The organism is Kitasatospora sp. NPDC036993, from assembly GCF_055607525.1.
In genome coordinates, this window is sequence record NZ_JBVJRP010000020.1 from 1 (window position 1) to 23,404 (window position 23,404).

The 23,404-nt window shown below is 73.2% G+C and carries 23 protein-coding genes; 8 read left to right on the forward strand and 15 right to left on the reverse strand.

The window, feature by feature from the left end:
* Positions 1 to 202 (forward strand): hypothetical protein (locus ACZ7C5_RS32130; RefSeq protein WP_470324037.1); only part of this gene is annotated, 202 nt, incomplete at its 5' end.
* 92 nt (positions 203 to 294) lie between these two features.
* On the opposite strand, the gene ACZ7C5_RS32135 is transcribed toward ACZ7C5_RS32130, so the two are convergent.
* From ACZ7C5_RS32135 to ACZ7C5_RS32145, 3 genes are all read right to left on the reverse strand, one after another.
* Entirely contained in the window at positions 295 to 1,098 is an 804-nt protein-coding gene (locus ACZ7C5_RS32135) for a DUF3710 domain-containing protein (RefSeq protein WP_401091981.1), read from the reverse strand.
* A gap of 69 nt (positions 1,099 to 1,167) precedes the next feature.
* Positions 1,168 to 1,635 (reverse strand): dUTP diphosphatase, encoded by a 468-nt coding sequence (gene dut / locus ACZ7C5_RS32140; RefSeq protein ID WP_030239204.1) that lies wholly within the window; start codon positions 1,633 to 1,635, stop codon positions 1,168 to 1,170.
* Positions 1,632 to 2,210: a PaaI family thioesterase gene (locus tag ACZ7C5_RS32145; protein ID WP_401091986.1), complete on the reverse strand. Its 579-nt coding sequence runs from the start codon at positions 2,208 to 2,210 to the stop codon at positions 1,632 to 1,634. The genes dut and ACZ7C5_RS32145 overlap by 4 nt, the downstream gene beginning before the upstream one ends.
* A 135-nt stretch (positions 2,211 to 2,345) precedes the next feature.
* Here ACZ7C5_RS32145 and ACZ7C5_RS32150 point away from each other — a divergent pair, with 135 nt between their 5' ends.
* Positions 2,346 to 2,795 carry a DUF3093 domain-containing protein gene (locus ACZ7C5_RS32150; RefSeq protein ID WP_188296108.1) on the forward strand — a complete coding sequence of 150 codons (450 nt, stop codon included), beginning with the start codon at positions 2,346 to 2,348 and terminating at the stop codon, positions 2,793 to 2,795.
* 259 nt (positions 2,796 to 3,054) lie between these two features.
* Here ACZ7C5_RS32150 and ACZ7C5_RS32155 read toward each other — a convergent pair whose 3' ends face one another.
* The 4 genes from ACZ7C5_RS32155 to ACZ7C5_RS32170 all read right to left on the reverse strand — a co-directional run bounded on the left by ACZ7C5_RS32155 (position 3,055) and on the right by ACZ7C5_RS32170 (position 7,108).
* Positions 3,055 to 3,354 (reverse strand): DUF4193 domain-containing protein, encoded by a 300-nt coding sequence (locus ACZ7C5_RS32155; protein WP_030057692.1) that lies wholly within the window; start codon positions 3,352 to 3,354, stop codon positions 3,055 to 3,057.
* A 473-nt stretch (positions 3,355 to 3,827) separates the two neighbouring features.
* On the reverse strand, positions 3,828 to 4,811 hold the full coding sequence (locus ACZ7C5_RS32160; protein WP_401091980.1) for an acyl-ACP desaturase: 984 nt from the start codon (positions 4,809 to 4,811) through the stop codon (positions 3,828 to 3,830).
* Between the two features lie 233 nt (positions 4,812 to 5,044).
* A complete protein-coding gene (locus ACZ7C5_RS32165; protein ID WP_401091979.1) occupies positions 5,045 to 6,355 on the reverse strand; it encodes a sensor histidine kinase in 1,311 nt (436 codons plus the stop codon).
* Positions 6,356 to 6,454: 99 nt separating this feature from the next.
* Positions 6,455 to 7,108 (reverse strand): response regulator transcription factor, encoded by a 654-nt coding sequence (locus ACZ7C5_RS32170; protein ID WP_188296105.1) that lies wholly within the window; start codon positions 7,106 to 7,108, stop codon positions 6,455 to 6,457.
* 441 nt (positions 7,109 to 7,549) lie between these two features.
* Here ACZ7C5_RS32170 and ACZ7C5_RS32175 point away from each other — a divergent pair, with 441 nt between their 5' ends.
* Complete coding sequence (locus tag ACZ7C5_RS32175) at positions 7,550 to 7,735, forward strand: hypothetical protein (protein WP_030057688.1); 186 nt, start codon at positions 7,550 to 7,552, stop codon at positions 7,733 to 7,735.
* A gap of 183 nt (positions 7,736 to 7,918) precedes the next feature.
* On the opposite strand, the gene ACZ7C5_RS32180 is transcribed toward ACZ7C5_RS32175, so the two are convergent.
* A complete protein-coding gene (locus ACZ7C5_RS32180) occupies positions 7,919 to 8,737 on the reverse strand; it encodes an inositol monophosphatase family protein (protein ID WP_317620013.1) in 819 nt (272 codons plus the stop codon).
* Between the two features lie 99 nt (positions 8,738 to 8,836).
* The gene (locus ACZ7C5_RS32185) at positions 8,837 to 9,979 is read right to left on the reverse strand and encodes a ferrochelatase (protein ID WP_470324038.1); all 1,143 of its coding nucleotides are present in this window, start codon (positions 9,977 to 9,979) and stop codon (positions 8,837 to 8,839) included.
* A gap of 132 nt (positions 9,980 to 10,111) precedes the next feature.
* Here ACZ7C5_RS32185 and ACZ7C5_RS32190 point away from each other — a divergent pair, with 132 nt between their 5' ends.
* Complete coding sequence (locus ACZ7C5_RS32190) at positions 10,112 to 11,380, forward strand: MFS transporter (protein WP_401091977.1); 1,269 nt, start codon at positions 10,112 to 10,114, stop codon at positions 11,378 to 11,380.
* A gap of 174 nt (positions 11,381 to 11,554) precedes the next feature.
* Positions 11,555 to 12,877, forward strand: a complete 1,323-nt coding sequence (locus ACZ7C5_RS32195; RefSeq protein WP_470324039.1) for a D-arabinono-1,4-lactone oxidase — start codon at positions 11,555 to 11,557, stop codon at positions 12,875 to 12,877.
* Here ACZ7C5_RS32195 and ACZ7C5_RS32200 read toward each other — a convergent pair.
* On the reverse strand, positions 12,874 to 13,815 hold the full coding sequence (locus ACZ7C5_RS32200) for a hypothetical protein (protein WP_470324040.1): 942 nt from the start codon (positions 13,813 to 13,815) through the stop codon (positions 12,874 to 12,876). The genes ACZ7C5_RS32195 and ACZ7C5_RS32200 overlap by 4 nt on opposite strands.
* 517 nt (positions 13,816 to 14,332) lie before the next feature.
* Here ACZ7C5_RS32200 and sepH point away from each other — a divergent pair.
* Positions 14,333 to 15,421 carry a septation protein SepH gene (gene sepH / locus ACZ7C5_RS32205; protein ID WP_470324041.1) on the forward strand — a complete coding sequence of 363 codons (1,089 nt, stop codon included), beginning with the start codon at positions 14,333 to 14,335 and terminating at the stop codon, positions 15,419 to 15,421.
* 64 nt (positions 15,422 to 15,485) lie between these two features.
* Here the strand turns inward: sepH and ACZ7C5_RS32210 are convergent, their stop codons facing one another.
* Positions 15,486 to 16,364, reverse strand: coding sequence for a sulfurtransferase (locus ACZ7C5_RS32210; protein WP_470324042.1), 879 nt, complete (start codon positions 16,362 to 16,364; stop codon positions 15,486 to 15,488).
* A gap of 165 nt (positions 16,365 to 16,529) precedes the next feature.
* Between ACZ7C5_RS32210 and ACZ7C5_RS32215 the strand changes: the two genes are divergently transcribed.
* The gene (locus tag ACZ7C5_RS32215; RefSeq protein WP_470324065.1) at positions 16,530 to 17,282 is read left to right on the forward strand and encodes a VOC family protein; all 753 of its coding nucleotides are present in this window, start codon (positions 16,530 to 16,532) and stop codon (positions 17,280 to 17,282) included.
* Positions 17,283 to 17,309: 27 nt separating this feature from the next.
* Here the strand turns inward: ACZ7C5_RS32215 and ACZ7C5_RS32220 are convergent, their stop codons facing one another.
* The 4 genes from ACZ7C5_RS32220 to ACZ7C5_RS32235 form a co-directional block, all read right to left on the reverse strand.
* The gene (locus ACZ7C5_RS32220) at positions 17,310 to 17,966 is read right to left on the reverse strand and encodes a thymidine kinase (RefSeq protein ID WP_401091973.1); all 657 of its coding nucleotides are present in this window, start codon (positions 17,964 to 17,966) and stop codon (positions 17,310 to 17,312) included.
* A gap of 70 nt (positions 17,967 to 18,036) precedes the next feature.
* The gene (locus tag ACZ7C5_RS32225) at positions 18,037 to 19,224 is read right to left on the reverse strand and encodes an alkaline phosphatase family protein (RefSeq protein ID WP_401091972.1); all 1,188 of its coding nucleotides are present in this window, start codon (positions 19,222 to 19,224) and stop codon (positions 18,037 to 18,039) included.
* A gap of 35 nt (positions 19,225 to 19,259) precedes the next feature.
* On the reverse strand, positions 19,260 to 19,859 hold the full coding sequence (locus ACZ7C5_RS32230; protein ID WP_188296095.1) for a DUF5998 family protein: 600 nt from the start codon (positions 19,857 to 19,859) through the stop codon (positions 19,260 to 19,262).
* A 91-nt stretch (positions 19,860 to 19,950) separates the two neighbouring features.
* The gene (locus tag ACZ7C5_RS32235; RefSeq protein ID WP_470324043.1) at positions 19,951 to 22,821 is read right to left on the reverse strand and encodes a bifunctional acetate--CoA ligase family protein/GNAT family N-acetyltransferase; all 2,871 of its coding nucleotides are present in this window, start codon (positions 22,819 to 22,821) and stop codon (positions 19,951 to 19,953) included.
* Positions 22,822 to 23,048: 227 nt separating this feature from the next.
* On the opposite strand from ACZ7C5_RS32235, the gene ACZ7C5_RS32240 reads away from it, so the two are divergent.
* Complete coding sequence (locus ACZ7C5_RS32240; RefSeq protein ID WP_188296094.1) at positions 23,049 to 23,330, forward strand: HPr family phosphocarrier protein; 282 nt, start codon at positions 23,049 to 23,051, stop codon at positions 23,328 to 23,330.
* The last annotated feature ends 74 nt before the right edge of the window (positions 23,331 to 23,404 follow it).

The window sequence follows — 23,404 nt, forward strand, 5'->3', positions numbered from 1 at the left end:
GTTGACTTTTGGCACGCTGTTGAGTTCTCAAGGAACGGACGCTTCCTTCGGACTGCCTTCCAGCAGGCCCTCCGGGCTTCGTTCTTTCGTGTTTCCAGCTTATCAGATGTTTTCCGCTCCGTTTTCCGGAGTTTCATTCATCGGATTTGCTTTCCGCTTTGCCGCCCCGGTCTCCCGCGGCGACTCCGGAACTGTACGGTGACTGGCCCGCCACATGCAAATCGCCCCTGCCCGGGTTCCCGGGCAGGGGCGATCAGTGCCGATCAGAGCAGCTCAGGGCGGCTCACAGCCGGGTCAGCGGACCTCGGTGATCTCCGGGCCGCGCGCGAACGGGTCGAGCGCAGTGCCACCGAAGCGGCTGTCGCCCTCGCCCGCGCCGGCGGCCGCCCCGCCACCGTCGGCGACCATCTGGGCGTCCTCGGGAAGCTTCAGCACGATCGGGTCGCGGGGAGCCATCGGGGACTCGCCGCGCACGACGACCGTCTGGCGGAAGACCTGCTCCAGGATTCCGGCCATCTCCGGCTGCACCGCGGCCTGGCCGGAGATCACGCCGCGCAGGAACCAGCGCGGGCCGTCGCAGCCGACGAACCGCACCAGCTGCACGCCCTGGGTGCCGTCCGGCAGCTGCACCGGGACCTGAGCGCGGAGGTGCCAGCCGAGCGGGCCCTCCTCCTCCTCGATGAGACCGCCCTGCCCGGTGATGCCGCCGGCGATCTCCTCCCGGACCTCCCCCCAGATGCCCTCCGACTTCGGGGCCGCGAAGGCCTGGAGCTGGATGGCGCTGTTGCCGAGCACCAGGGTCGCCGCCACGATCGCGTCACCGGCGACCTCGACGCGCAGCTCCATGCCCTCGACGCCCGGGACCAGCAGACCCCCGAGGTCGACTCGCCCCTCCTCGGGGTTCTCCAGTTCGGAGTGGTCCCACGGACCGTCGGGCCGGGGGGCCGGCGGCAGGCCGACCTTGTCGGCCTGGTCCAGCTCGGTCACGTTCTCGCTCTCGGCGGAACCTTCGACGTCATCGGCCGTCTCGTCGGCGCTGATGGCGTCGTCGGCGAGCTGCTCGACAGCGTCCTCGCTCTTCTGGCGACGACGGAACACGGTCACTGTCCTTCCCGGTCCAAGACCGATGCGAATACCTGCTCGGCTTCCTGCGAAGCCGCGGGCATGCTAGACCGCGGCGTGGCCGCCGGTCGACCCGAACCCGCCCTCGGCGCGTGCCGACCCAGGCAGCTCCTCCACCTCGTGGAAGCGGGCCTTCTCGACCTGCTGGATCACCAGCTGGGCGATGCGGTCCCCTCGGCGGAAGCTGACCCCCTCGCGCGGGTCCAGATTGACGACGATCACCTTGATCTCTCCACGGTACCCGGCATCGACCGTCCCCGGGGCGTTCACGAGGGCAACGCCGCAACGAGCTGCCAGCCCGGAGCGGGGGTGGACGAAGGCCGCGTAGCCGTCCGGCAGGGCGACGGCGATGCCGGTGGGCAGGACGGCCCGCTCACCGGGGGCCAGCTCGGCGTCGACGGTGGTGCGCAGATCGGCGCCGGCGTCCCCGGGCTGCGCGTAGGCGGGCAGCGGCAGCTCTGGATCGATGCGCTTGATCAGGACGTCCAGCTGCGGACGGGGGGTGTCGCTCAAGGGTTCACCTCAAAGGCTCGTGCGCGCTTCATCAGATCAGGGTCGTCGAGGACCTTCTCGATGTCCTCGGCACGACCGTGCGTGGTGAAGTGTTCCAGCTTCACCTGGATGAAGAGGGCCTGCGCACGCACGGCGACCGGTCCTTCCGGACCGCCGATCCGCGCCTCGGCGGCGCTGTAGATCTTGCGGCCGTGCACGCCGGTGACCCAGGCGCGCAGGTGCAGCACCGAGCCGACGGGCACCGGGCTGAGGAAGTCGGTCTCCAGCCGGCCGGTCACGGCGGGGGCGTGCAGCAGCCAGTTGAGCGTGCCGAGGGTCTCGTCCATGGCGGTGGTCAGCAGCCCGCCGTGGGCGAGGCCGGGGCCGCCCTGGTGGGCGTCGCGGATGGCGAACTCGGCGGTGACGTCGAGTCCCTCACCAGCGACCGCGTCGATCCGCAGGCCTCCGGGGTGCTGCGGGCCGCAGCCGAAGCAGTGCTCGTAGTGGGAGCCGAGCCGGGTGCCGGGGGCGGGCGCCTGGGGGTGGCGCTCCGGCAGGACGGCGTCCGGCGGCGGGGTGGTCGGCGACGGCGGCAGCGCGGGCGCCGGGCGGTCGGTGGGGGTGGTGGGGGCTGTCGTACCGGTCACGGAGCCCAACCCTACCCAGGGGTAGAACGGCCTCCGGTGGGGGTGGCGTCCCGGGCCGGGCGTCAGGGCGCCCACAATGGAGGCATGTACGACGAACGCCTCACGGTGCCGCGTTCCTGGTGGCTGCTCCCGATCGCGGTGGGTCTCACGCTCGCGCTGATCCTGATCCGGGTCAGCGGTCCTGCCGCGCTGATCGGGCTGGTGGTCGGCATCGCCGCCGGCGCGGTCGCGATCAGCAGCTACGGCTCGGCCCGCATTCGCGTGGTCCAGGGCTCACTGGTGGCCGGCCCGGCCCGGATCCCGGTCGACGCGCTCGGCGGCGCGCAGGCGCTGAGCCCGGCCGAGGCCGCGGCCTGGCGCGGGCCCAAGGCCGATCCGCGCGCCTTCATGCTGCTGCGCAGCTACGTCCCGACGGCACTTCGGGTCGAGGTGACCGACCCGGCCGACCCGACGCCGTACCTCTACCTGTCGACGCGCTCGCCGATGAAGCTGGCGGAGGCCCTGGAGGACGCCAGGCGCGGCGCCCGCACCTGAGGCCCCGGGCGGCCGGACCGCGGACGAGGACGAGCCGGACGGAAGTGGCCGGACAAACGGAGAGGGACGGTTCCGCTGCTGCGGGACCGTCCCTACGACTTTGTCCTGACCGGTTCACCGGCCGACTCCGTCCTGCCGGGCCCGTCCTGCCGGACGGTTCCCGGACCTGCCGTCCGGCCCCGCTGCCCGGGGCCGGAAGGAGCGGTGTGCCGGTCCCGCGGGCGCAGCCGCGGGCACCGGGCCCTGTCCGCCGCGGTGCTCAGGCGCCGCAGTCCCGGCAGATCGGGTTGCCGTTCTTCTCGCTGTAGAGCTGGCTGCGGTGGTGCACCAGGAAGCAGCTCATGCAGGTGAACTCGTCCGCCTGCTTGGGCAGCACTCGGACGGCGAGTTCCTCGTTCGAGAGGTCGGCGCCCGGGAGCTCCATGCCCTCGGCGGCGTCGAACTCGTCGACGTCGACGGAGCCGCCGCCCTTGTCGTTCCGCCGAGCCTTGAGCTCCTCGATGCTGTCTTCGTTGAGCTCGTCGTCAGTCTTGCGTGGGGTGTCGTAGTCGGTTGCCATTTGTCGCTCTCCCCCTCCGGGTTTGTGCGGTGTGTGCGGTATCTCCAGCGCACGTAACGCATGGGGGGCCGGTCTTGTGCCCGACCCGAGGCGGAGATTTTGCCTTACTTCAAGCCCTGTTACTCAATCGACACTCAGCCCGGGCTCCATCGGGGTGATCCCCGGGGCTGTGGAAGGCCTCACGCTGGGCCATCGTCGGCCCTCCTCAGCCCCGGCGAACCGGACACGCACAGTGAGCGTCGCGGGTGCGAACACCCGCCGAATCCCTTGCCGGCCAGGGATGCCGACCGATCCCGCGGTCCGGTCCGGGTCCGGAATCCGGTCACGGACCGCGATCGGCACCCCTGATCAGGTGATCACTCTCCGAGGTTGCCCGAAATCGCGGAGCGACACGATGTGAGCTTGGTCACGTTCAGAATCTTCCTGGGCAAACCGCTGAAAATCCACCCACTCCGACCGTACGGCGCCGAGCCTCAGACCGCGCTCTTCCGGGCCGCGCGACGAGCCACCAGGGCGGCCTGGCGCTCCTCGAACTTCCGGGCCTGGCCGTCCAGCCCGTCCAGGAAGACGCCCAGCTCGTTCTGCGCCAGCAGGCCCTCGGGGCCGAGGCCGCCGATCTCCATCACCTTGAGGTGGCGCAGCACCGGCTGCAGCACGTCGTCGTGGTGGATACGCAGGTTGTACACCCCGCCGAGGGCGATCTGCGCGGCGGCGCGCTCGAAGCCGGGGATGCCGTGGCCGGGCATCCGGAAGTCGGTGACCACGTCGGCGATGGCCCGCATGGCCTGGTCGGGGGCGATCTCCAGGGCGGCCTTCAGCAGGTTCCGGTAGAAGACCATGTGCAGGTTCTCGTCGTTGGCGATCTTCGCCAGCAGCTGCTCGCAGAGCGGGTCGCCGGCGTACTTGCCGGTGTTGCGGTGCGCGATGCGGGTGGCGAGCTCCTGGAAGGCCACGTAGGCGACCGACTGGAGCATGCTGTGCGCGTTGTCGGACTCGAAGCCCTCCGACATGTGGCTCATCCGGGCCCGCTCCAGCTCCACCGGGTCGACCGCCCGGGTGGCGAGCAGGTAGTCGCGGATGGCTATCCCGTGGCGGCCCTCCTCGGCCGTCCAGCGGTGCACCCAGGTGCCCCAGGCGCCCTCGCGGCCGAACATGCTCGCGATCTCGTGGTGGTAGCTCGGCAGGTTGTCCTCGGTCAGGAGGTTCACCACCAGCGACACCCGGCCCAGCGCCGTCACCTGGGACTGCTCCAGCGACCAGGCTTCGCCGCCCAGCACGCCGTCGAAGTCGCGGCCCTGGCTCCACGGGACGAACTCGTGGGGCATCCACTCCTTCGCCACCTCCAGGTGGCGGTTGAGTTCCTTCTCCACGACCTCCTCGAGGGCGAGGATCAGCCGCGCGTCGGTCCAGCCGCTCGCGACGAGTGAGGAGCTGCTCTGCACAGGGGCGATGGTCACGGTCTTGCTCCTGAGGGGACGGCACGCGCTGGGACGGGCGCGCTGGACGGGAACACGTCGTAGGAACCCGTCGACGGGGGCCGCCGGCGGACTCACCTACGGTTGCGTAGGTTACGACACCGTAAGTTGCTCGGGCCGGAAAAGACAAGCCGCCCCCGCCAGGCCTTATGTCGTCTTGACGGGCCTGGCGGGGACGGCTGGAAACGGTCGCCTGCGGAAGGGGCGTTCGACCCTTACGGCGAGGGGAGGCGGACCCTCATGGTGAGGCCGCCACCGGCGCGCGGCGTGGCCTCGACGGTGCCCCCGTGGGCGCGCACCACCGAGCGGACGATGGACAGGCCGAGCCCGACCCCCTTGTCGCTGCGGGTGCGGTCGGCGCCCTTGACCCGGCGGAACGGCTCGAAGATGTGCTCCAGTTCGTACCCGGGCACCACCGGTCCCGTGTTGGAGACCACCAGCTCGCCGCCGCCGGGGACGGCCGTGGTGGCCAGCTCGACCCAGCCGCCCGCGGTGTTGTAGCGGACCGCGTTCTGCAGCAGGTTGAGCGCGAGCCGCTCCAGCAGCACGCCGTTGCCCGCGACCATGGCCGGGTCGAGCTTCGAGCGCAGCTCGACCTCGCGCTTGTCGGCCTCGACCCTGGTCTGCTCCAGCGCCCTGGTGGCCACCTCGGACAGCTCCACCGGGCGCCGGTCGGTCAGCTCGTTCTCGCTGCGGGCGAGCAGCAGCAGGCCCTCGACCAGCTGCTCGCTGCGCTCGTTGGTGGCCAGCAGGGTCTTGCCCAGCTGCTGGAGGTCGGCCGAGACCCCCGGGTCGGAGAGCTGGACCTCCAGCAGGGTGCGGTTGATCGCCAGCGGCGTGCGCAGCTCGTGCGAGGCGTTGGCGACGAAGCGGCGCTGGGAGTCGAAGGAGCGGTCCAGCCGGTCCAGCATGTCGTCGAAGGTGTCGGCGAGCTCCTTGAGCTCGTCGTCCGGGCCGTCCAGCTCGATCCGTCGGTGCAGGTCGGAGGAGGCGACGTCACGCGCGGTGCGGGTGATCCGGCCGAGCGGGCGCAGCACCCGGCCGGCCATCGCGTAGCCGGCCGCGAAGGCGATCACGGCGAGGCAGACCAGGACGGTGAGCAGCTTGCGCAGCAGGGTGTTGAGCGCCGCGGCGGCCTGGATGGACCTGTTGTCGTTCAGCCACTGGTCGAGCCCGGCCTGGCTGGTGAGGCTCCGGCCGTCCGGCGTCAGCACCGAGATGCCGGGCCCGGTGAGCACCAGGTGCGGCTGGCCGACCTCCTGGAGGGACTGCCGGACGAAGAAGTACATCACCAGCAGCAGCACCACGCCGGCCATCAGGAACATCCCGCCGTACAGCAGGGTGAGCCGCATGCGGATGGTGGGGCGGAAGGGCAGCCAGGCGAGCAGGCCGTCACCGGGGACGTAGGTCTCGTGCTCGCGCGGCCGGGCCGGACGCGGTGGGTGCGCGGGCTTGGGCGGTACGGCACGCGGGCTGCCGGCGGGCGCGCCGGAGGGCCCGCCGGCCAGGGGCGGCGGGGTGGTCATGACGGTCCTCTCGGGGCGTCCGCCGGGGCGGGCGCTGGATACGGCGGGAAATCCTCGGAGCGGATTCCGGAGGGGTGGTTTCCGGGGGGTGGTTTCCGGTCAGATCCGGTAGCCGGAGCCCGGCACGGTGATGATCACCGGCGGGTCGCCGAGCTTGCGGCGCAGCGTCATCACGGTGACGCGCACGACGTTGGTGAACGGGTCGGTGTGCTCGTCCCAGGCCTTCTCCAGCAGCTGCTCGGCGGAGACCACGGCGCCGCCGGCCCGCATCAGCACCTCCAGGACGGCGAACTCCTTGGGGGCGAGCTGGACGGTGCGCCCCTCGCGGATCACCTCGCGGCGACCGGGGTCGAGCGAGATGCCGGCCCGCTCCAGCACCGGAGGCAGCGGGACGGTCGCGCGGCGGCCCAGCGCCCTTACCCGGGCGACGAGTTCGCTGAAGGCGAACGGCTTCGGAAGGTAGTCGTCCGCGCCGATCTCCAGGCCCTCGACCCGGTCGCTGATGTCGCCGGAGGCGGTCAGCATGATCACCCGGGTGGCCAGGCCCTGCTCGACCACCTTGCGGCAGACGTCGTCCCCGTGGACCAGCGGAAGGTCGCGGTCCAGGACGACGACGTCGTAGTCGTTGACCGCGATGCGCTGGAGCGCGGCCTCCCCGTCGTACACCACGTCGACGGCCATCGCCTCGCGGCGCAGGCCGGTCGCGACGGCCTCGGCGAGCAGCTGCTCGTCCTCGACGACGAGAACCCGCACAGTCGTTGTCCCTTCTCCAGGCCGGCCCGGGAAGCGGACGCACGGCTCCGACGGTGCCTCCATCCTGCCTGGTCCGGCGGTAAAGCAGCGATAAGCTGCCCCACGGGCAGGGGACCCGAGCCCGCAGCGGTGACCGTTCGCGTCCGCACCACTCCGTTTGGACTGTGACGCGGGCAACTTTCTTCGGCCGGGAGGTTTCCCGGTCCCCGGTGCGGGGAGGACAGCTGCACACCCGCGATCTGGCTGACGGCCGATCGCACCCACCCGCCGTGCGTTCATCCGCGCCGGCCCTGGGGCTGGGACATCACCGGGAGCGGCCGAAGGTCGTCTCCGCGCCCGTCCGGAATTCACCACCTTCCGGCCTGGGTGCTTTCACCGGCTGGACCTCCTCAGGGCGGAGAGCGCACGACCGTGCACGTCCGACACAGTAAGGGGGCCCGTATGGACGCCTTCAAGGCCGGAATCCTGCAGCGCATAGCCAACGCCGAGCAGGACCTGCACCGCGCGATCGAGGCCGGGGACGAGTTCCTCGCCGAGGTGGAGCAGTCCGAGCTGGACGACCTCCGCCGACTCGCCGCCGAGCACGGCGTGGACACGGTGCTGGAGCGCCACCGCACCGCTGCCTGATCCGTCCGGCACACCGACCCGTCGCCGGATCTCCGGCACCAGCGGCCCTGCGGGGGCCGTGCGAAACCCAGGCCCTGGCATCCCCCGTATGTCAGGGCTCTTCGCATGTCCGGCCCCGCCCGCTGCCCCGCCCACCCCGGTCCAGGCGGCGGGCAGGGCGGCGGGCAGGACGGCCGGAACCGGTCAGTCCTCCCAGGCGCGCAGCGCGGCCAGGCGCTCCTGGAGCGGCTCGTAGACCCCGGGGGCGGCGGCCACGGTCAGCTCGCCGTCCGGGCCGTGCCCGGGGCGGCCGCCGACCAGGGCGCCGGCCTCGGTGGCGATCAGACAGCCGGCCGCCCGGTCCCAGGGGGCGAGGCCGCGCTCGTAGTAGCCGTCCAGCCGCCCCGCGGCGACGTCGCACAGGTCCACCGCGGCCGCTCCGGCCCGGCGGATGTCCCGCACCTCGGGCATCAGCGCCAGCAGCACCTCGGCCTGCCGCACCCGCACCGGCTGGACGTAGTTGAAGCCGGTGGCGATCAGCGCCTGCCCCCAGGGCGGGGCCGGGCGGGCCGAGAGCGGGCTGCCGTCCAGGCGGGCCCCGCGGCCCAGGACGGCGTGGAACAGCTCGCCGCGGGCCGGGGCGTACACCACGCCGACGACCGCCCGGCCGTCCACCTCGGCGGCCACGCTGACCGCCCAGGAGGGCAGCCCGTAGAGGTAGTTGACCGTTCCGTCGAGCGGGTCCACGACCCAGCGCACCCCGCTGGTGCCCGGCCGCTCGGCGCCCTCCTCGCCGAGGTAGCCGTCCTCGGGGCGGCGGTCGGTGATCAGTTCCAGGACGAGCTTCTCGGAGGCGAGGTCCATCTCGGTGACCACGTCGACCGGGCTGCTCTTGGTGCCGGCCACGCCGAGGTCGGCGGGGCGGCCGTCGCGCAGCAGGGCGCCGGCCTGCCTGGCCGCGTCCAGGGCGACCTCCAGCAGGTCGTCGAGGAGCCGGTCGTCGGGCAGGGCGGGGGTGGGCACGGGGTTCTCCTCCGGGGCGACGGAACGGGCGGGGCGGGGCGGGCGGACGAGACGGGCGGGACCGGCCGACAGCGCGGGACGGGCCGACGGCGCGGACGGTCAGCGCTCGGCGACGGCCGGGCGCGGGGCGCGCGGGTTGGGGCAGCAGGCCACCGCGCACACGTCGTGGCCGGGGCCGAGGGCCCCGAGGGCGCAGCGGGTGACATCCTCGCCGCGCTCGGTGGCGGCCCGCTCCAGGACGAGTTCGCGCACCGCGGCGGTGAACCGGGGGTCGGCGCCGACGGTGGCCGCACGCGCCACCGGCAGGCTGAGTTCGGCGGCCTTGGCGACGGCCTCGGTGTCGAGGTCGTACTTCACCTCCATGTGGTCGGAGACGAAGCCGATCGGGACCATCACCACGGCCGGCGCGCCGTCGGCGTGCTGGGCCTCCAGGTGGTCGCAGATGTCGGGTTCCAGCCACGGGATGTGCGGGGCGCCGCTGCGGCTCTGGTACACCAGCTCCCACGGCCGGTCGGCCACGCCGGTGCGCTCGGCCACGGCGGCGGTGATCAGCCGGGCCACGTCCAGGTGCTGGGCGACGTACGCGCCGCCGGGCCGGCCGCGGGCCGGGTCGTCGGGGGCGCCGGAGGTCTCGGCCATGCCGTCCGGGATGGAGTGGGTGGTGAACGCCAGCCGGGCGCCGGGGCGGACGGCCTCGGGCAGCTCCGCCAGGGCGGCCAGGGTGGCGTCGATCATCGGCTCGACGAAGCCCGGGTGGTTGTGGAAGTGCCGCAGCTTGTCGACCCGCAGGGCCGGTACGCCCTCCTCGGCGAGCGCGGCCAGCGCGTCGGCCAGGTTCTCCCGGTACTGGCGACAGCCCGAGTAGCCGGCGTAGGCGCTGGTGGCGAGCACGGCGATCCGGCGGTGGCCGTCGGCGGCCAGCTCCCGCAGGGTGTCGACCAGGTAGGGGGCCCAGTTCCGGTTGCCCCAGTAGACCGGCAGGTCCAGCCCGTGCTCGGCGAAGTCCTCGCGCAGCGCGGCGAGCAGCTCGCGGTTCTGTCCGTTGATCGGACTGATCCCGCCGAACATGAAGTAGTGCTTGCCCACCTCCTTCAGCCGCTCCTTGGGGATGCCACGGCCCCGGGTGACGTTCTCCAGGAACGGGACGACCTCCTCGGGGCCCTCGGGCCCGCCGAAGGAGAGCAGCAGCAGGGCGTCGTACGGGGCGGCGCCGGAGCGGGAGAGTTTGCGCGCGTCGGACATGGCACCGATCCTGCCATCGAGGGACCGGACGCCGTCGCCGGGGCCGCGCCGGTGCCCGGAAAATACCGTTTGCCAAGGTACGTAAGCTGTGTTTACCGGCCTTGTTCCTTACTCCCCCCGCCCGGAGCTCCCGTGCTGTCCAGCTACCGCCAGATATTCGCCTCCCCCGGCACTCTGGCCTTCTCCTCCACCGGCTTCGTCTCCCGACTGCCGATCTCCATGACCGGGATCGGCATCGTGACCATGCTGTCCCAGCTCAGAGGCTCCTACGGGGTGGCCGGCCTGGTCTCGGCCTGCCTCGCGATCTCCGCCGCCGTCCTCGGCCCGCAGGTCTCCAGGCTGGTGGACCGGCACGGCCAGCGCAGGATCATCGTCCCCGCCATGGCGATCACCGTCGTCGCCGTCACCGGCCTGCTGCTCTGCGCCCGGTTCGAGGCGCCGGACTGGACGCTGTTCGTCTTCGCCGCCGGCATGGGTGTGATGCCGAGCACCGGCGCGATGGTCCGCGCCCGCTGGGCCCACCTCTACCGCGAGGACACCGGCAAGCTCCACACCGCGTACTCCTTCGAGGCCGTGGTCGACGAGGTCTGCTTCATCGTCGGCCCGATCCTCTCCATCGGCCTGGCCACCTCCGTCTTCCCCGAGGCCGGCGTGCTGCTCGCCGGGATCTTCCTCGCCCTCGGCGTCCTACTGTTCGCCGGGCAGCGCTCCACCGAGCCGCCGGTCCATCCGGCCGCCCGGCACCAGGGCGGCTCGGTCATCCGCAACGGCGGCCTCCAGACGCTGATCCTGACCTTCGTCGCCACCGGCGCGATCTTCGGCTCGGTCGAGGTGGTCACCGTCGCCTACGCCGAGGCCCAGGGCCACAAGTCGATCTCCAGCGTGATCCTCGCCCTGTGGGCGCTCGGCTCCTGCCTGGCCGGGGTGGTCTTCGGGACCCTCAAGCTCACCGGCTCGATGGCGACGCGCTTCCTCGTCGGCGTCCTGTTCATGGCGGTCAGCATGGTGCCGCTGCTGCTGGTCGCCCACACGGTGCACGGCGTCGGCGGGCTGGCCGTGGTCGGCGCCGCGCTGCTGGTCGCGGGCATCGCCATCTCCCCCACCCTGATCACCGCGATGGCGCTGGTCGAACGGCTCGTCCCGGCCGCCCAGCTGACCGAGGGCATGACCTGGACCACCACCGGCCTGGCGCTCGGCGTCGCGGCCGGCTCCTCGGCCGGCGGCTGGGTGATCGACGCCTCCGGCGCCGCCGCGGGCTACTGGGTCCCGCTGGCGGCCGGCCTGCTCGGGGTGGTCGCCGCCCTGGCCGGCCTGAGCCGGCTGCGCGCCGGACTGGCCGCCGGCACGCCCGACACGGCGGCGGCCGACGGGGTCGAACGACCCGTAGACGCCGAACGGTGAACTGACTAATCTCTCGCCCTACCCGCGGGCCTACCTGTGGGTAGGGCCTGTCTTTTGGATTTTGTCGGATCAGGGCCGCGGACCCGGCAAGGATCCAAGAGACAGGCCCTGAGGGCGGCCGCGCCGCCCCGGACCGCGCCGACCCGTTCGGCCACGGAGCAGAAGGCAGCGCACATGCCCCAGGCCAGTACCGCGACGCCCACCCGGTGGACCAACTGGGCCGGCAACCAGAGCGCCCGGCCCGCCCGGACCGCCGCCCCCGGCACCGTGGAGGAACTGGCCAAGGAGATCCTGCGAGCCGCCGAACAGGGCCGGACGGTCAAGGCGGTCGGCTCAGGACACTCCTTCACCTCGATCGCCTCGGCCGGCGACGGTGTCCAGATCCGCCCGCACGCGCTCACCGCGGTCCGCGGGATCGACCGCGAGGCCGGCACCATCACCGTCGAGTCCGGTCTCCCGCTGCACCGGCTCAACCGGGTCCTCGCCGCCGAGGGACTCTCGCTGACCAACATGGGCGACATCGAGGTCCAGACCGTGGCCGGCGCCACCAGCACCGGCACCCACGGCACCGGCCGTGACTCCGGCTCGCTGGCCGCCCAGATCCACTCGCTGGAGATCGTCCTCGCCGACGGCACCGTCAGGCACTGCTCCCCCACCGAGAACCCCCGGCTCTTCCACGGCGCCCGGCTCGGCCTCGGCGCCCTCGGCGTGATCACCGCGCTCACCTTCGGTGTCGAGCCGGCCTTCCTGCTCACCGCCCACGAGCAGCCGATGGGCTTCGACGAGGTGCTGGAGCGCCTGGACGACCTCACCGCCGTCAACGAGCACTTCGAGTTCTACTGGTTCCCGCACACCGACCGCTGCTCCACCAAGCGCAACAACCGCAGCCAGGGCCCGGCCGCCCCGCTGCCGCGGTTCAAGGAGTGGCTGGAGGACGACTTCCTCTCCAACACCGTCTGGGAGGGTGCCTGCCGGGTCGGCCGGCGCTTCCCCGGATCGATCCCCTCGATCGCCGCGCTGGCCAGCCGGGCCTGGTCCGAGCGCAGCTTCACCGACACCGCGTACAGGGTGTTCACCAGCCCGCGCAAGGTCCGCTTCCTGGAGATGGAGTACGCGGTGCCGCGGGCGGCCGTCGGCGAGGTGCTCCGCGAGCTGAAGGCCCTGGTCGAACGCTCCGACTGGAAGGTCAGCTTCCCGGTCGAGGTGCGCTTCGCCCCCGCCGACGACCTCTGGCTCTCCACCGCCTCCGGCCGGGACAGCGCCTACATCGCCGTTCACCTCTACCGCGGCACCGCCGACCGGGGCTACTTCACCGGTGTCGAACAGCTGATGACCGCCCATCAGGGCCGGCCGCACTGGGGCAAGCTGCACACCCGCGACGCCGGGTACCTGTCCGGCGTCTACCCACGCTTCGGCGACTTCACCGCGCTGCGGGACGAGGTCGACCCGCAGCGCGTGTTCGGCAACGACTACCTGCGCCGGGTGCTCGGCGCCTAGGACGTGCGGGACGTCTCGTCGACGGGCGGCGGCGGGGCCACCGGCACCTTCGCCGGTTCGTTCGCCGGGTTGTTCGCCGGGTTGTTCGCCGGGTTGTTCGCCGGGTTGTTCGCCGGGTTGTTCGCCGGGTTGCTGCCCGGCGCCGACGGCGGCGGGGTCGCCTCGCCGGTCGGCTTCCCGCCGCCCGCCGACGGGGAGGAGCCGGCCGACGGGGTCGCGCCCGCACCCGCCGAGGGGGAGGCCGTTCCCGCGCCGGTGCTCGGCGTGCCGCTCGGCTCCCGGCCCGGCCGCGTGGTCGCCGACGGCGAGGCGCCGCCGGACGGGGTGGCGTCGGACGGCTTGGTCTCCCGGCCGTTCCGGTCGCCCGGGGCGGGCCGGTCCGACGGGGCGTCCTGCGGCTGGGAGGACTTGGGCGCCACCGAGCCGCCGAAGGAGGTGCCGTTGCCGGACTCGCCCTTGACCGTCGCCGACACCGGCTGCCCGGTGGCCAGTTCGAACGCCACGATCGGCGTCATCGCCACCACGAAGACCAGCCCCGACACCGCCGCGTACGTCTTCCAGCCCCACCGCCGACGCGCCCGGACGACCCGCGGTTCGTTCCACTCCGAACTGATCACCGCCGGCCGCGCCGACGGCTCGGGCCCGGCGGGCGTCTGGCGCAGGGTGTTGGCGGTCTGGTTCGGCCCCCGGTCCACCACCTCGCGCAGCTGCTCACCGGTGCGCTTGAAGATGTGCTGGAACACCGCGCCGCCGGTGGTGGCCCCGATGCTCACCACGGCGGCGCCCAGGATCGTGCCGTACACCCCCAGTTCGGAGGCGAACAGCGCGCCCACCACCGTGGCCAGCGCACTCGCGGCGACCTGAGCCACACTCAGATCGATCCGCCTGCGCTCCTCCTTGGCCTTTCCGCCCTCGTCGGCGGGGCTCCGCTCCGGCATCGCCATCCCTCGGTCCGTACGGCTGTTCTTCGAACAAGACACTCCATCTTGCCCAAAGAAGGACACAAGGGACGAAAATGCGGTTCTCCGGGCCCGGATTGTGTGAAGATGATCACCGTTCATCCGGTGGCGGTCCGCCATTAGGGGTGGGCGCTCTTGAGATTCCCGTGAATCGCGGGAGACTTGAGCGGCGAGCCGCCCCTCCGGATGCCACGAATGGAGTACTGTTCGTAAAGCCCGAGCCTTGGGTCGACTTGTCGACTGTGCCTACACCGGCAGCTTGACGAGGAGACACGGAGCGGGCACGCACGGCGACGCCCGTCCCGGACCGTCGCGTTCACTGCGCGTGCGAGGACGGCCGGGACACCCAGGCGCGACGTCGACGGATGGCGTGGCAAAAAGGCAACCGTGCCACAGCGGCGTGCGCGGGCGTAAGCCCGACACGCCGGGGAACTCAGCAAGGTTGTGGCCAGTCGCGAGCGGGCAGGCCACACTCAGTACGGGAGCAGCGACGCAGGTGACGTCGGCAGGCACAACCCGGGAGGTAACCGTGCCCGAACTGCGGGTTGTGGCCGTGAGCAACGACGGCACACGACTGGTGCTCAAGGCTGCCGACAGCACGGAGTACACCCTTCCCATCGACGAGCGGCTGCGCGCCGCCATCCGTGGGGACCGGCCACGCCTCGGCCAGATCGAGATCGAGGTCGAGAGCCACCTGCGCCCCCGGGACATCCAGGCCCGGATACGAGCCGGTGCCTCCGCCGAGGAGGTCGCCCAGGCCGCCGGGATCTCCGTCGACCGCGTCCGCCGCTTCGAGGGGCCGGTGCTCGCCGAGCGCGCCTTCATGGCCGAGCGCGCCCGCAAGACCGCCATCCGCCGCAACGGCGAGTCCCCCGGCCCGCAGCTCGGCGAGGCCGTGGCCGAGCGGCTCGCGCTGCGCGGCGCCGAGAAGGACACCGAACGCTGGGACTCCTGGCGGCGCGACGACGGCACCTGGGAGGTCATCCTCTCCTACCGGGCCGACGGCGAGGGCCGCAGCGCCTCCTGGACGTACGACCCGCCCCGGCGCCTGGTCCAGCCCAACGACGACGAGGCCCGCGCGCTGATCGGCGAGAACGTCGAGCGCGAGGAGGAGTCGATCTTCCCGTTCATCCCGCGGATCGCCCGGCTCCCCCAGGACCGGCCGCCCCGCCCGATGATCGACAGGCCCTCGGCCGACCGCATCATGTCGGCGCGCGAGGTCCGCGAGTCGCGGGAGGCCACCGCCGAGTCCAGGGACTCGCTGACCAGCCTGCTCGACGTGGTCCCCGCCTTCCGCGGCGACCTCGCCGTCGGTGGCCCGGCCCCGGTCGAACCGGTGCCCGCCGAGGTCGCCGAGGAGAGCGAGGAGACGGCCGCGGCGGCCGCCGCCGCCGCACCCGCGGTCGGCGCGGGCTCGGCCTACGCCGACATCCTGATGCCGCGCGCCGTCGCCCCGCACCGCGAGCGCCTGGTCGGCACCACCGACCGGCAGGCCGAGGCGGACGGCGTCCGGCCCGGCCGCCGGGCCACCGTGCCCAGCTGGGACGAGATCGTCTTCGGCAGCCGGCGCAAGAAGCAGGAGTAGCCGTAGCGGTACGTTGGAGGGGCGGGAGGCCGGGCCTCCCGCCCCTCCGGCGTGTCCCGCCGGCTCAGCCCGGCTGCCCGGTGACCGCCACCGGGCGCGCCTCGTCGCTCGACCACTCGCTCCACGAGCCCGGGTACAGCGTGGCCGGCAGGCCCGCCACCTCCAGCGCCAGGATCTGGTGCGCCGCCGTCACGCCCGAACCGCAGTACACCGCGGTGTCCCGCTCCCCCGCGCCCAGCGCCCTGAACCGGGCGGCCAGTTCGGGCGCCGGCAGGAACCGGCCGTCCGGCCCCACGTTCCCGGCCGTCGGCGCCGAGACCGCGCCCGGGATGTGCCCGGCCCGCGGGTCGACCGGCTCGGTCTCGCCCCGGTAGCGCTCCCCGGAGCGGGCGTCCAGCAGCAGGTCGCCGCGCGCCCAGGCCGCGGCGCCGTCCGCGTCCACCGTCGGCAGCTGCCCCGGCACCGGCTTGAAGTCGCCCTCCTCCGGGTCCGGCACCTCGGCCGTCACCGGCAGCCCGGCCGCCTCCCAGGCCGCGAAGCCGCCGTCCAGCACCCGGACGTCCCGGTGCCCGGCCCAGCGCAGCAGCCACCACGCCCGGGCCGCCGCCATCGAGGCCGCGCCGTCGTACACCACGACCGGGCGCCGGGTGCTCACCCCGAAGCCGCGCATCGCCGCGCCGAACTCCTCCGGGTCCGGCAGCGGGTGGCGGCCGCCCCGGCCGGGGGCGCCGGGCGGCGCGGCCAGGTCCCGGTCCAGCTCGACGAAGTGGGCGCCGGGCAGGTGCCCGGCCCGGTACTCCTCGGCCGCGGTCGGGCCGCCCGGAGTGGCACCGACCAGCTGGTAGCGCACGTCCAACAGCACCGGCGGCAGCGCGGAGGCGAGCGCCTCCCGCAGTCCGGCCGCGGAGATCAGCGGAGAACCGTCGTTGTAGGTGGTGGTCATGGCGGCCATTGTCGCGCAGCCCGGCCGACTCGCCGCTCTTTGTGCGCTCTTTGCCGGACTTTCCGCGCGGCCCGAGGGTTGGGCGCCCGTCAGAGTGGAAGCATCACCCTCGCGCGCGAGGTTTCCGTGCGCCAACCACCCACGAGGAGGCCCGCATTGCCCGCGGTGGAACTCCGACTGGCCCAGGGCACGCCCTGCTGGGTCAGCCTGCTGACCGACGACCTGCCCGGCGCCCGCGCCTTCTACGGCGCCCTGCTCGGCTGGACGTACGCGCCCGGGCCGGGCCAGATCGGCGACTACGTCCGGGCCCGGCTGGACGGGGCACCGGTGGCCGGCCTCGGCGTCTCCACCGCCACCGGCTTCCCGGTGCAGTGGACGACGTACTTCGCCGTGGACGACGCCGACCGCACCGCCCAGCTGGTCCGCGCGTGCGGCGGGACGGTCGCCGTCGGGCCGCTCCAGGCCGAGCGCGCCGGCCGGATGGCCATCGCCTCCGACGTCTCCGGCGCGGTCTTCGGACTCTGGCAGGGCGAGGAGCACCTCGGCCGGGAGGCCGGCCGTGAACCCGGCGGACCGGCCTGGGCCGAACTCCTCACCCCCGACGCACAGGGCGCCGCCGCCTTCTACTCCACCGTGCTCGACCGCCCGGTCCGCTCCGCCGCGGACGAGACCGCGCTGCTGGTGCACGGGCGTCCGGTCGCCGGCATCCGGCACCGCGCCGAGCTGCGCGGCCACCCGCCTCGCTGGCGCACCCACTTCGCGGTCGGCGACGCCGACCTGACCGCCCGTCACGCCGTCGATCTCGGCGGCCGGATCCTGGTCGGACCGCACGACACCGCCCGTGGCCGGGCCGCCCGGCTGGCCGACCCGCAGGGCGGGCACTTCTCCGTCCTGGAGGTGCTTCCCCAGGAGCACTGACCCGTGAAGCCGGGGGCGCGCCCGCCCTCAGGCCTGCTGCTCCTCGAAGGGCAGCACGTCCGGTGAGAGCACCGAGGCGCGCGCCGTCGCCGCGGTCAGCCGGCGGCGGTGGTGACGGCGGCACAGCACCTCGTAGCCGACCTCGTCCCGGTCCACCGAGATGTCGCCGACCACCACCTGGGCGCCCTCGACCACCATCACCCCGCCGACCGTCCTGGCGTTGTGGGTGGCCCGCGCGCCGCACCAGCACAGCGCCTCGACCTGGAGCACCTCCACCCGGTCGGCCAGCTCGATCAGCCGCTGCGAGCCGGGGAACAGCCGGGTGCGGAAGTCGGTGGTGATGCCGAAGGTGTAGACGTCGATGTCCAGTTCGTCCACCACCCTGGCCAGCTGGTCGACCTGCTCGGCGGCGAAGAACTGCGCCTCGTCGCAGATCAGGTAGTCCACCCGGCCGCCGGCCGAGAGCCGCTGCACCACGTGCGCGTGGAAGTCGAAGTCGTCCGTCACCTCGACCGCGTCGGCGCGCAGGCCCAGCCGGCTGGAGATCGTCGCCGCGCCCGCCCGGTCGTTGCGGGTGAGGATCACGCCCCTCCGGCCGCGCGCCGCGTGGTTGTGGTCCATCTGCAGCGCCAGCGTCGACTTTCCGCAGTCCATCGTGCCCGAGAAGAACACCAGTTCAGCCATGGGTGGAGCAAGGGCCTTTCACATCAAGGGAGTTCGGACACAGAGGAGTCAGGTGCGCTGCGGGGCCCGGTCAGCCGCGGACTTCGAGCAACGGCACGAACTGCTCGACCGGGGTCATCGAACCGTGCAGACCGATCATCGCGGACTCGCCGGGCTCGTTGCGGGAGGCGACGATCGCGATGTCGTCGCGCGCCGCGGCCACCACGTCGCCGATCCGGGCGTACACCCGCTCGTCCACGGCCGGGCCGAACCAGCCCGCCTCGATCGCCTGGTCGCGGGTCGCCACCCACATCCGGTCGCCCAGCACCTCGCTCCAGACCGTGTGCACGTCGGCCGCGGCCCCGGGGACGGCGTACACGTGCCGGGCCCGGCCCTCGCCGCCGAGCAGGGCGACGCCGGCGCCCAGCTCCCAGTCCTCGTCGAAGTCGATCCGGTCCTCCGGGGCGATGTCGATCATGCCGTGGTCGGCCGTCACGTACATCGCCGAGCGCGGCGGCAGCTGCCCGGCCAGTCGGCGGGCCAGCCGGTCCACCGCGTCCAGCGTCATCCGCCACTCGTCCGAGTCCACCCCGAAGCGGTGGCCCGCGCCGTCCAGCTCGCTGACGTACGTGTACACCAGCGCCCGGTCGTGCTCGGCCAGCCAGGAGGCCGCCAGGTCCATCCGCTCCTCGCCCGTGGTGCGGCCGAGGAAGGTGCCGCCGGACAGCGCCACCTTGGTCAGCGGGGTCTGGGCGAACAGCGGGGACGAGACCTGCGCCGTCGCCACCCCGGCCTGGTGGGTGCGCTCGAAGACCGTCGGGTACGGCTGCCAGACGTGCGGCGCGGTGGGCGGCTGCCAGCGCAGCTGGTTCATCAGGTAGCCGGCGCCCGGCACCGCCACCGTGTACCCGGCCAGGCCGTGCAGGCCCGGCGGCGTACCGGTGCCGACCGAGGCCAGCGAGGTCGCCGTGGTGGACGGGAAGCCCGCGGTCAGCGGACGGCCGCTGCCGCCCAGCGAACTCCCGGCGAGCGAGGACAGGAACGGCGCGTACTCGGGGTGGCGCAGCAGCAGCTCCCAGCCCAGGCCGTCCACCAGGAACACCACCACCCGGTCGGCCGGGGCGACGGGCAGCGTCGCGGTGAACCCCGGGACGCCGAGCCCCGCCGCCACCGAGGGCAGCAGGTCGCACAGCGAACCGCTGCCGTACGGGGGCGCGGGGGCCGTGGCGGGGTCAAGGATCTCGAAGGCGTCGTAGCCGTCGGCAGGAACGAAGGACATGGAACCGGATTCGTAGCGGGCGGAAACGGCGGCGATCAGACCCGCGGACCGTTGCTGATCGTCGCGTCGGACAGGGCCCGGGCGAACACCAGCGCCTGGGACACCGTCTCCGGGCCGTCACCGGCCTCACTCACCCGCAGCGAGAGGTCGTCGGCCGTGGCCGAGCCGGTGTAGCCGTGGTCCGCCTCGCAGTTCGGGTCGGAGCAGCCGGCCGGCTCCAGGTCCAGGCGCTGCACCGCGCCCCAGCCGATCGTCAGCACCACCTCGCGCGGCAGCGTGCCGGGGGTGTACGTCTCCGGGTTCGCCACCATCCGGCTCACCACGACCGAGCCGATCCGGTCCAGCCGCACGCTCTCCGTCGACGTCGTCGCGAACGGCACCGCCGGGCTGCCCTCGGCGCCGGACTGCTCGTCGGTGTGGCTCACCACGAACCGGGTCGGGGTGAGCACCAGCACCGTCACGTGCCGGCGCACCTCGTTGGCGTCGAAGGTCGTCTCCTGGTGCACCAGGTAGGAGCTGATCGGCTCCGGGCCCACCGCGGACTCGACCGCCTCGGACACCAGGGCCGGGTAGTAGCCGCTGCGCTCGATCGCCGAGCGCAGGTCCTGAGTGGTGGTGGTACCGGTCTTCGCCATATCTCCATCCTGGCATGGTCCGCCGACGAAGCGGGCGGCACGGCGCCGAGCTTCGGACAACAGCGCCCGGGCAGGGCGCAACCAAGGAAGGTTACAGCGTGCTCATCGCGCGCGGGCCCAGATCGCTGCGGACCGGCAGGGGTGCGACCCGCACCCGCGCCCCCAGGATCGCCAGTCCGTGCGGGGCCACGACCACCGGTTCGAGATCCACCGAGGCGATCTCCGGCACGTCGTCCACCAGCTGCGACACCCGCAGCAGCAACTCCTCCAGGGCGCCGGTGTCCACCGCCTCGGCACCGCGCCAGCCGAACAGCAGCGGTGCCGCCCGCACCTCCCTGATCAGCCCGGCGACGTCCTGGTCGGTGGCCGGAACCAGCCGGTGCGCCAGGTCGCCCAGCAGTTCGGCCGGTGCGCCGGCCAGGCCGAAGGAGAGGATCGCGCCGACCGCGGGGTCGACCGTGGCGGCTATCACGGTGTCCACGCCGCGCGGGGCCATCCGCTGGACCATCAGCCCGGCCTGCGCGGCGCCGCCGAGCAGCGCGTCCAGCTCGTGGTGGGCGCGGCGCAGGCCCGCCTCGTCGGTCAGGTCCAGCCGGACGCTGCCCAGGTCGGGGCGGTGGCGCAGGTGCGGGGCGGTCGCCTTGAGGGCCACCGGGTAGCCGAGTGCCCCGGCGGCCCTCACCGCGGTCTCCTCGTCCGGGGCGGGCATCGTCGGCGAGACGTCGATCCCGTAGCGGGCCAGCAGCTCCCTGGCCTGGGGCTCGGGCAGGGTGATCCGGGCGCCGCCGGGCTGGGTGCGCCAGAGGAGGGAGCGTCGCGTAGCGCCTCGGACAAGGGTGGCGGTGGGCGACGGGCGGGCGATCGCTGCCCTGGTGCTCAGCGCCTCCTCCACCAGCCGGCGGGCGCCGGGCTCGTCGATCCGGTCGAGTTCCGGGACCCGCGCCGTCTCCTCGGCCTCGGCCGTACGGCGGCGCCACTGCGCGTAGTGCACGGCGTGGGTGAGGGCGTTCACGGCCCGCTCGGGCGCCGCGTACGCGGGGATGCCGCCGGGGCGCAGCCGGGCCGGCAGGTCGGTCAGCGCCAGGTGGGTGAGCAGCAGCGGCTTGCCCAGTTCCCGGGCACGCTGTCCGGCTTCGAGCAGGGCGGCGGCGATCTCCGGGTCGTCCGAGCCCATCTCGGGGTCGTCCTCGGCGGTCAGCCGGCCGCCCATGAAGGCGTGCGCGGAGGTGCCGATCGGCGGGATCGCGACGGCGATCACCGCGTCCACGGCCGGGTCGGCGAGGGCGACGTCCAGGGCGATCCGGAAGTTCTCGCCGGTCGCGGCGGTGGTGAGGTCGACGGGGGTGCACGGGCGCAGGCCGGCGCTCAGCAGGGCGTCGTAGGTGAGCAGGCCGAGGGAGTCGGAGTTGCCGACCACCGCGACCCGGTCCCCCGTCGGCAGCGGCTGCTGGGCCAGCAGTTCGCCGGTGTCGTACAGCTCGGTGATGGTCGCGACCCGGGTGACGCCCGCCTGTTCGAACAGGGCGTCCACCGTGGCGTCGCGCAGGCCGGTGGCGGTGGCGGGGACGGCGTGGCCGGGCGGCAGGCTGCCGGTGTGCCGGGCGCCCTTGACCACCACGACCGGCTTGACGGCCGCGAGGCGGCGGGCGATCCGGGTGAACTTGCGGGGGTTGCCGAAGGACTCCAGGTACAGCAGCACCACCTGGGTGGCCTCGTCCTCGGCCCAGTACTGGAGGAAGTCGTTGCCGGAGACGTCGGCGCGGTTGCCGACCGAGGCGAAGGAGGAGACGCCGAGGCCGCGCTTGTGGGCGGCCTCCAACAGGGCCACCCCGATCGCGCCGGACTGGCAGAAGATGCCGAAGCCGCCGCGGCCGGGCAGGCGCGGGGCGAGCGAGGCGTTCAGCGGACGCTGCGGGTCGGTGCTGATCAGGCCGAAGGCGTTCGGGCCGATCACCCGCATGCCGGCCGCGCGGGCCTGGCGGACCAGCGCGCGCTGCCGGTCCCGGCCCTCCAGGCCGGTCTCCGCGTAGCCGGCGGTGACCACCACCAGGCCCTGCACCCCGTGGGCGCCGCACTCGGCGACGGCGGCCGGGACGGCGCTCTCGGGGACGGCGATCACCGCGAGGTCCACCGGTCCCGGAATGTCCAGAACCGAACGGTGGACCGGGACGCCGTCCAGCTCGGTGCCGGGTTCGGCGTTGCGGTTCACCGCGTACACCGGGCGGTCGTCCGGGGCCTCGTCCCCCAGCAGGTCGCGCAGGATGGCCCGGCCGACGGTCTGCGGGGTGCGGGAGACGCCGATCACCGCCACCGAGCGGGGCGTGAGCAGCCGCTGCACCGAGCGCGCCTCGGCGCGGTGCTCGCGGGCGCGCATCACGGCGAGCGAGCGGTCGGTCTGTTCGAGGTCGAAGTCCAGGTGCACCACGCCGTCGGCGAAGCTGCGGCGCTGGGTGTAGCCCGCGTCGGTGAAAACCTTCACCATCTTCCGGTTCTCCGGCAGTACCTCGGCCTGGAAGCGGCGGATGCCGCGCTCCTGGGCCACCGCCGCGATGTGCTCCAGCAGCGCGGAGGCCACACCGCGGCCCTGGTGGGCGTCCTGTACCAGGAAGGCCACCTCGGCGTCGGTGCCGGTGTCGGACGGGCGGCCGTCGGCGTCGATCCGGTCGTACCGGACGGTGGCGATGAAGCGGTCCCCGACCACGACCGCGAGGCCCACCCGGTTCACGAAGTCGTGGTGGGTGAAGCGGCGGACGTCCTTGTCGGAGAGCCGCGGATAGGGGGCGAAGAACCGGAAGTACTTGGACTGGTCCGACACCTGCTCGTAGAACTCGACGAGCCGTCCGGCGTCGGCGGGCGTGATCGGCCGGATCCGGGCCGTGCCGCCGTCACGCAGCAGGATGTCCGCTTCCCAGTGCTGCGGATAGTCGGGCTGATCGAGGTTCGCCACCGCGGGGTCTTCCACATTCGTCAGGTTATCCGGCGGCGAGCCGAATGGCGTCGGGCGCGTGCTCGCGGCAGGGTGGGCAGGGTCGGCGACCGGGGTTTATGCCCCGAAAAGAAACAATCACAAGTCTTGAACGCAGCGGCTCCGAGGAGCTACCTGCGTGCAACACTGGTCTAGACAACACGGTCGTTTTCCCCCGCTCCCGGAGCGCGGCCGTGACCAGCTTCACCGGAAAGGCACGTCTCATGGCTGAGCGCCGCGTCACCATCGGTTGGGCCGAGGGCCTGCACGCCCGTCCCGCCTCCGTCTTCGTCCGGGCCGTCACGGCCACCGGCGTGCCGATCACCATCGCGAAGCCGGGCGGCAACCCGGTCAACGCCGCCTCCATGCTCGGCCTCCTCGCCCTGGGCGCCCAGGGCGGCGACGAGGTCATCCTCGCCTCCGACGCCGAGAACGCCGGCGACGCGCTCGACCGCCTCGCCAAGCTCGTCTCCGAGGGCCTCGACGAGCTCCCCGCCGCGGCCTGAGCCCTCGCAGCCACCCGATCGGGGTGCCACCGGATTTCCGGTGGCACCCCGATCGGCATTTCCGGTCGGCCCGG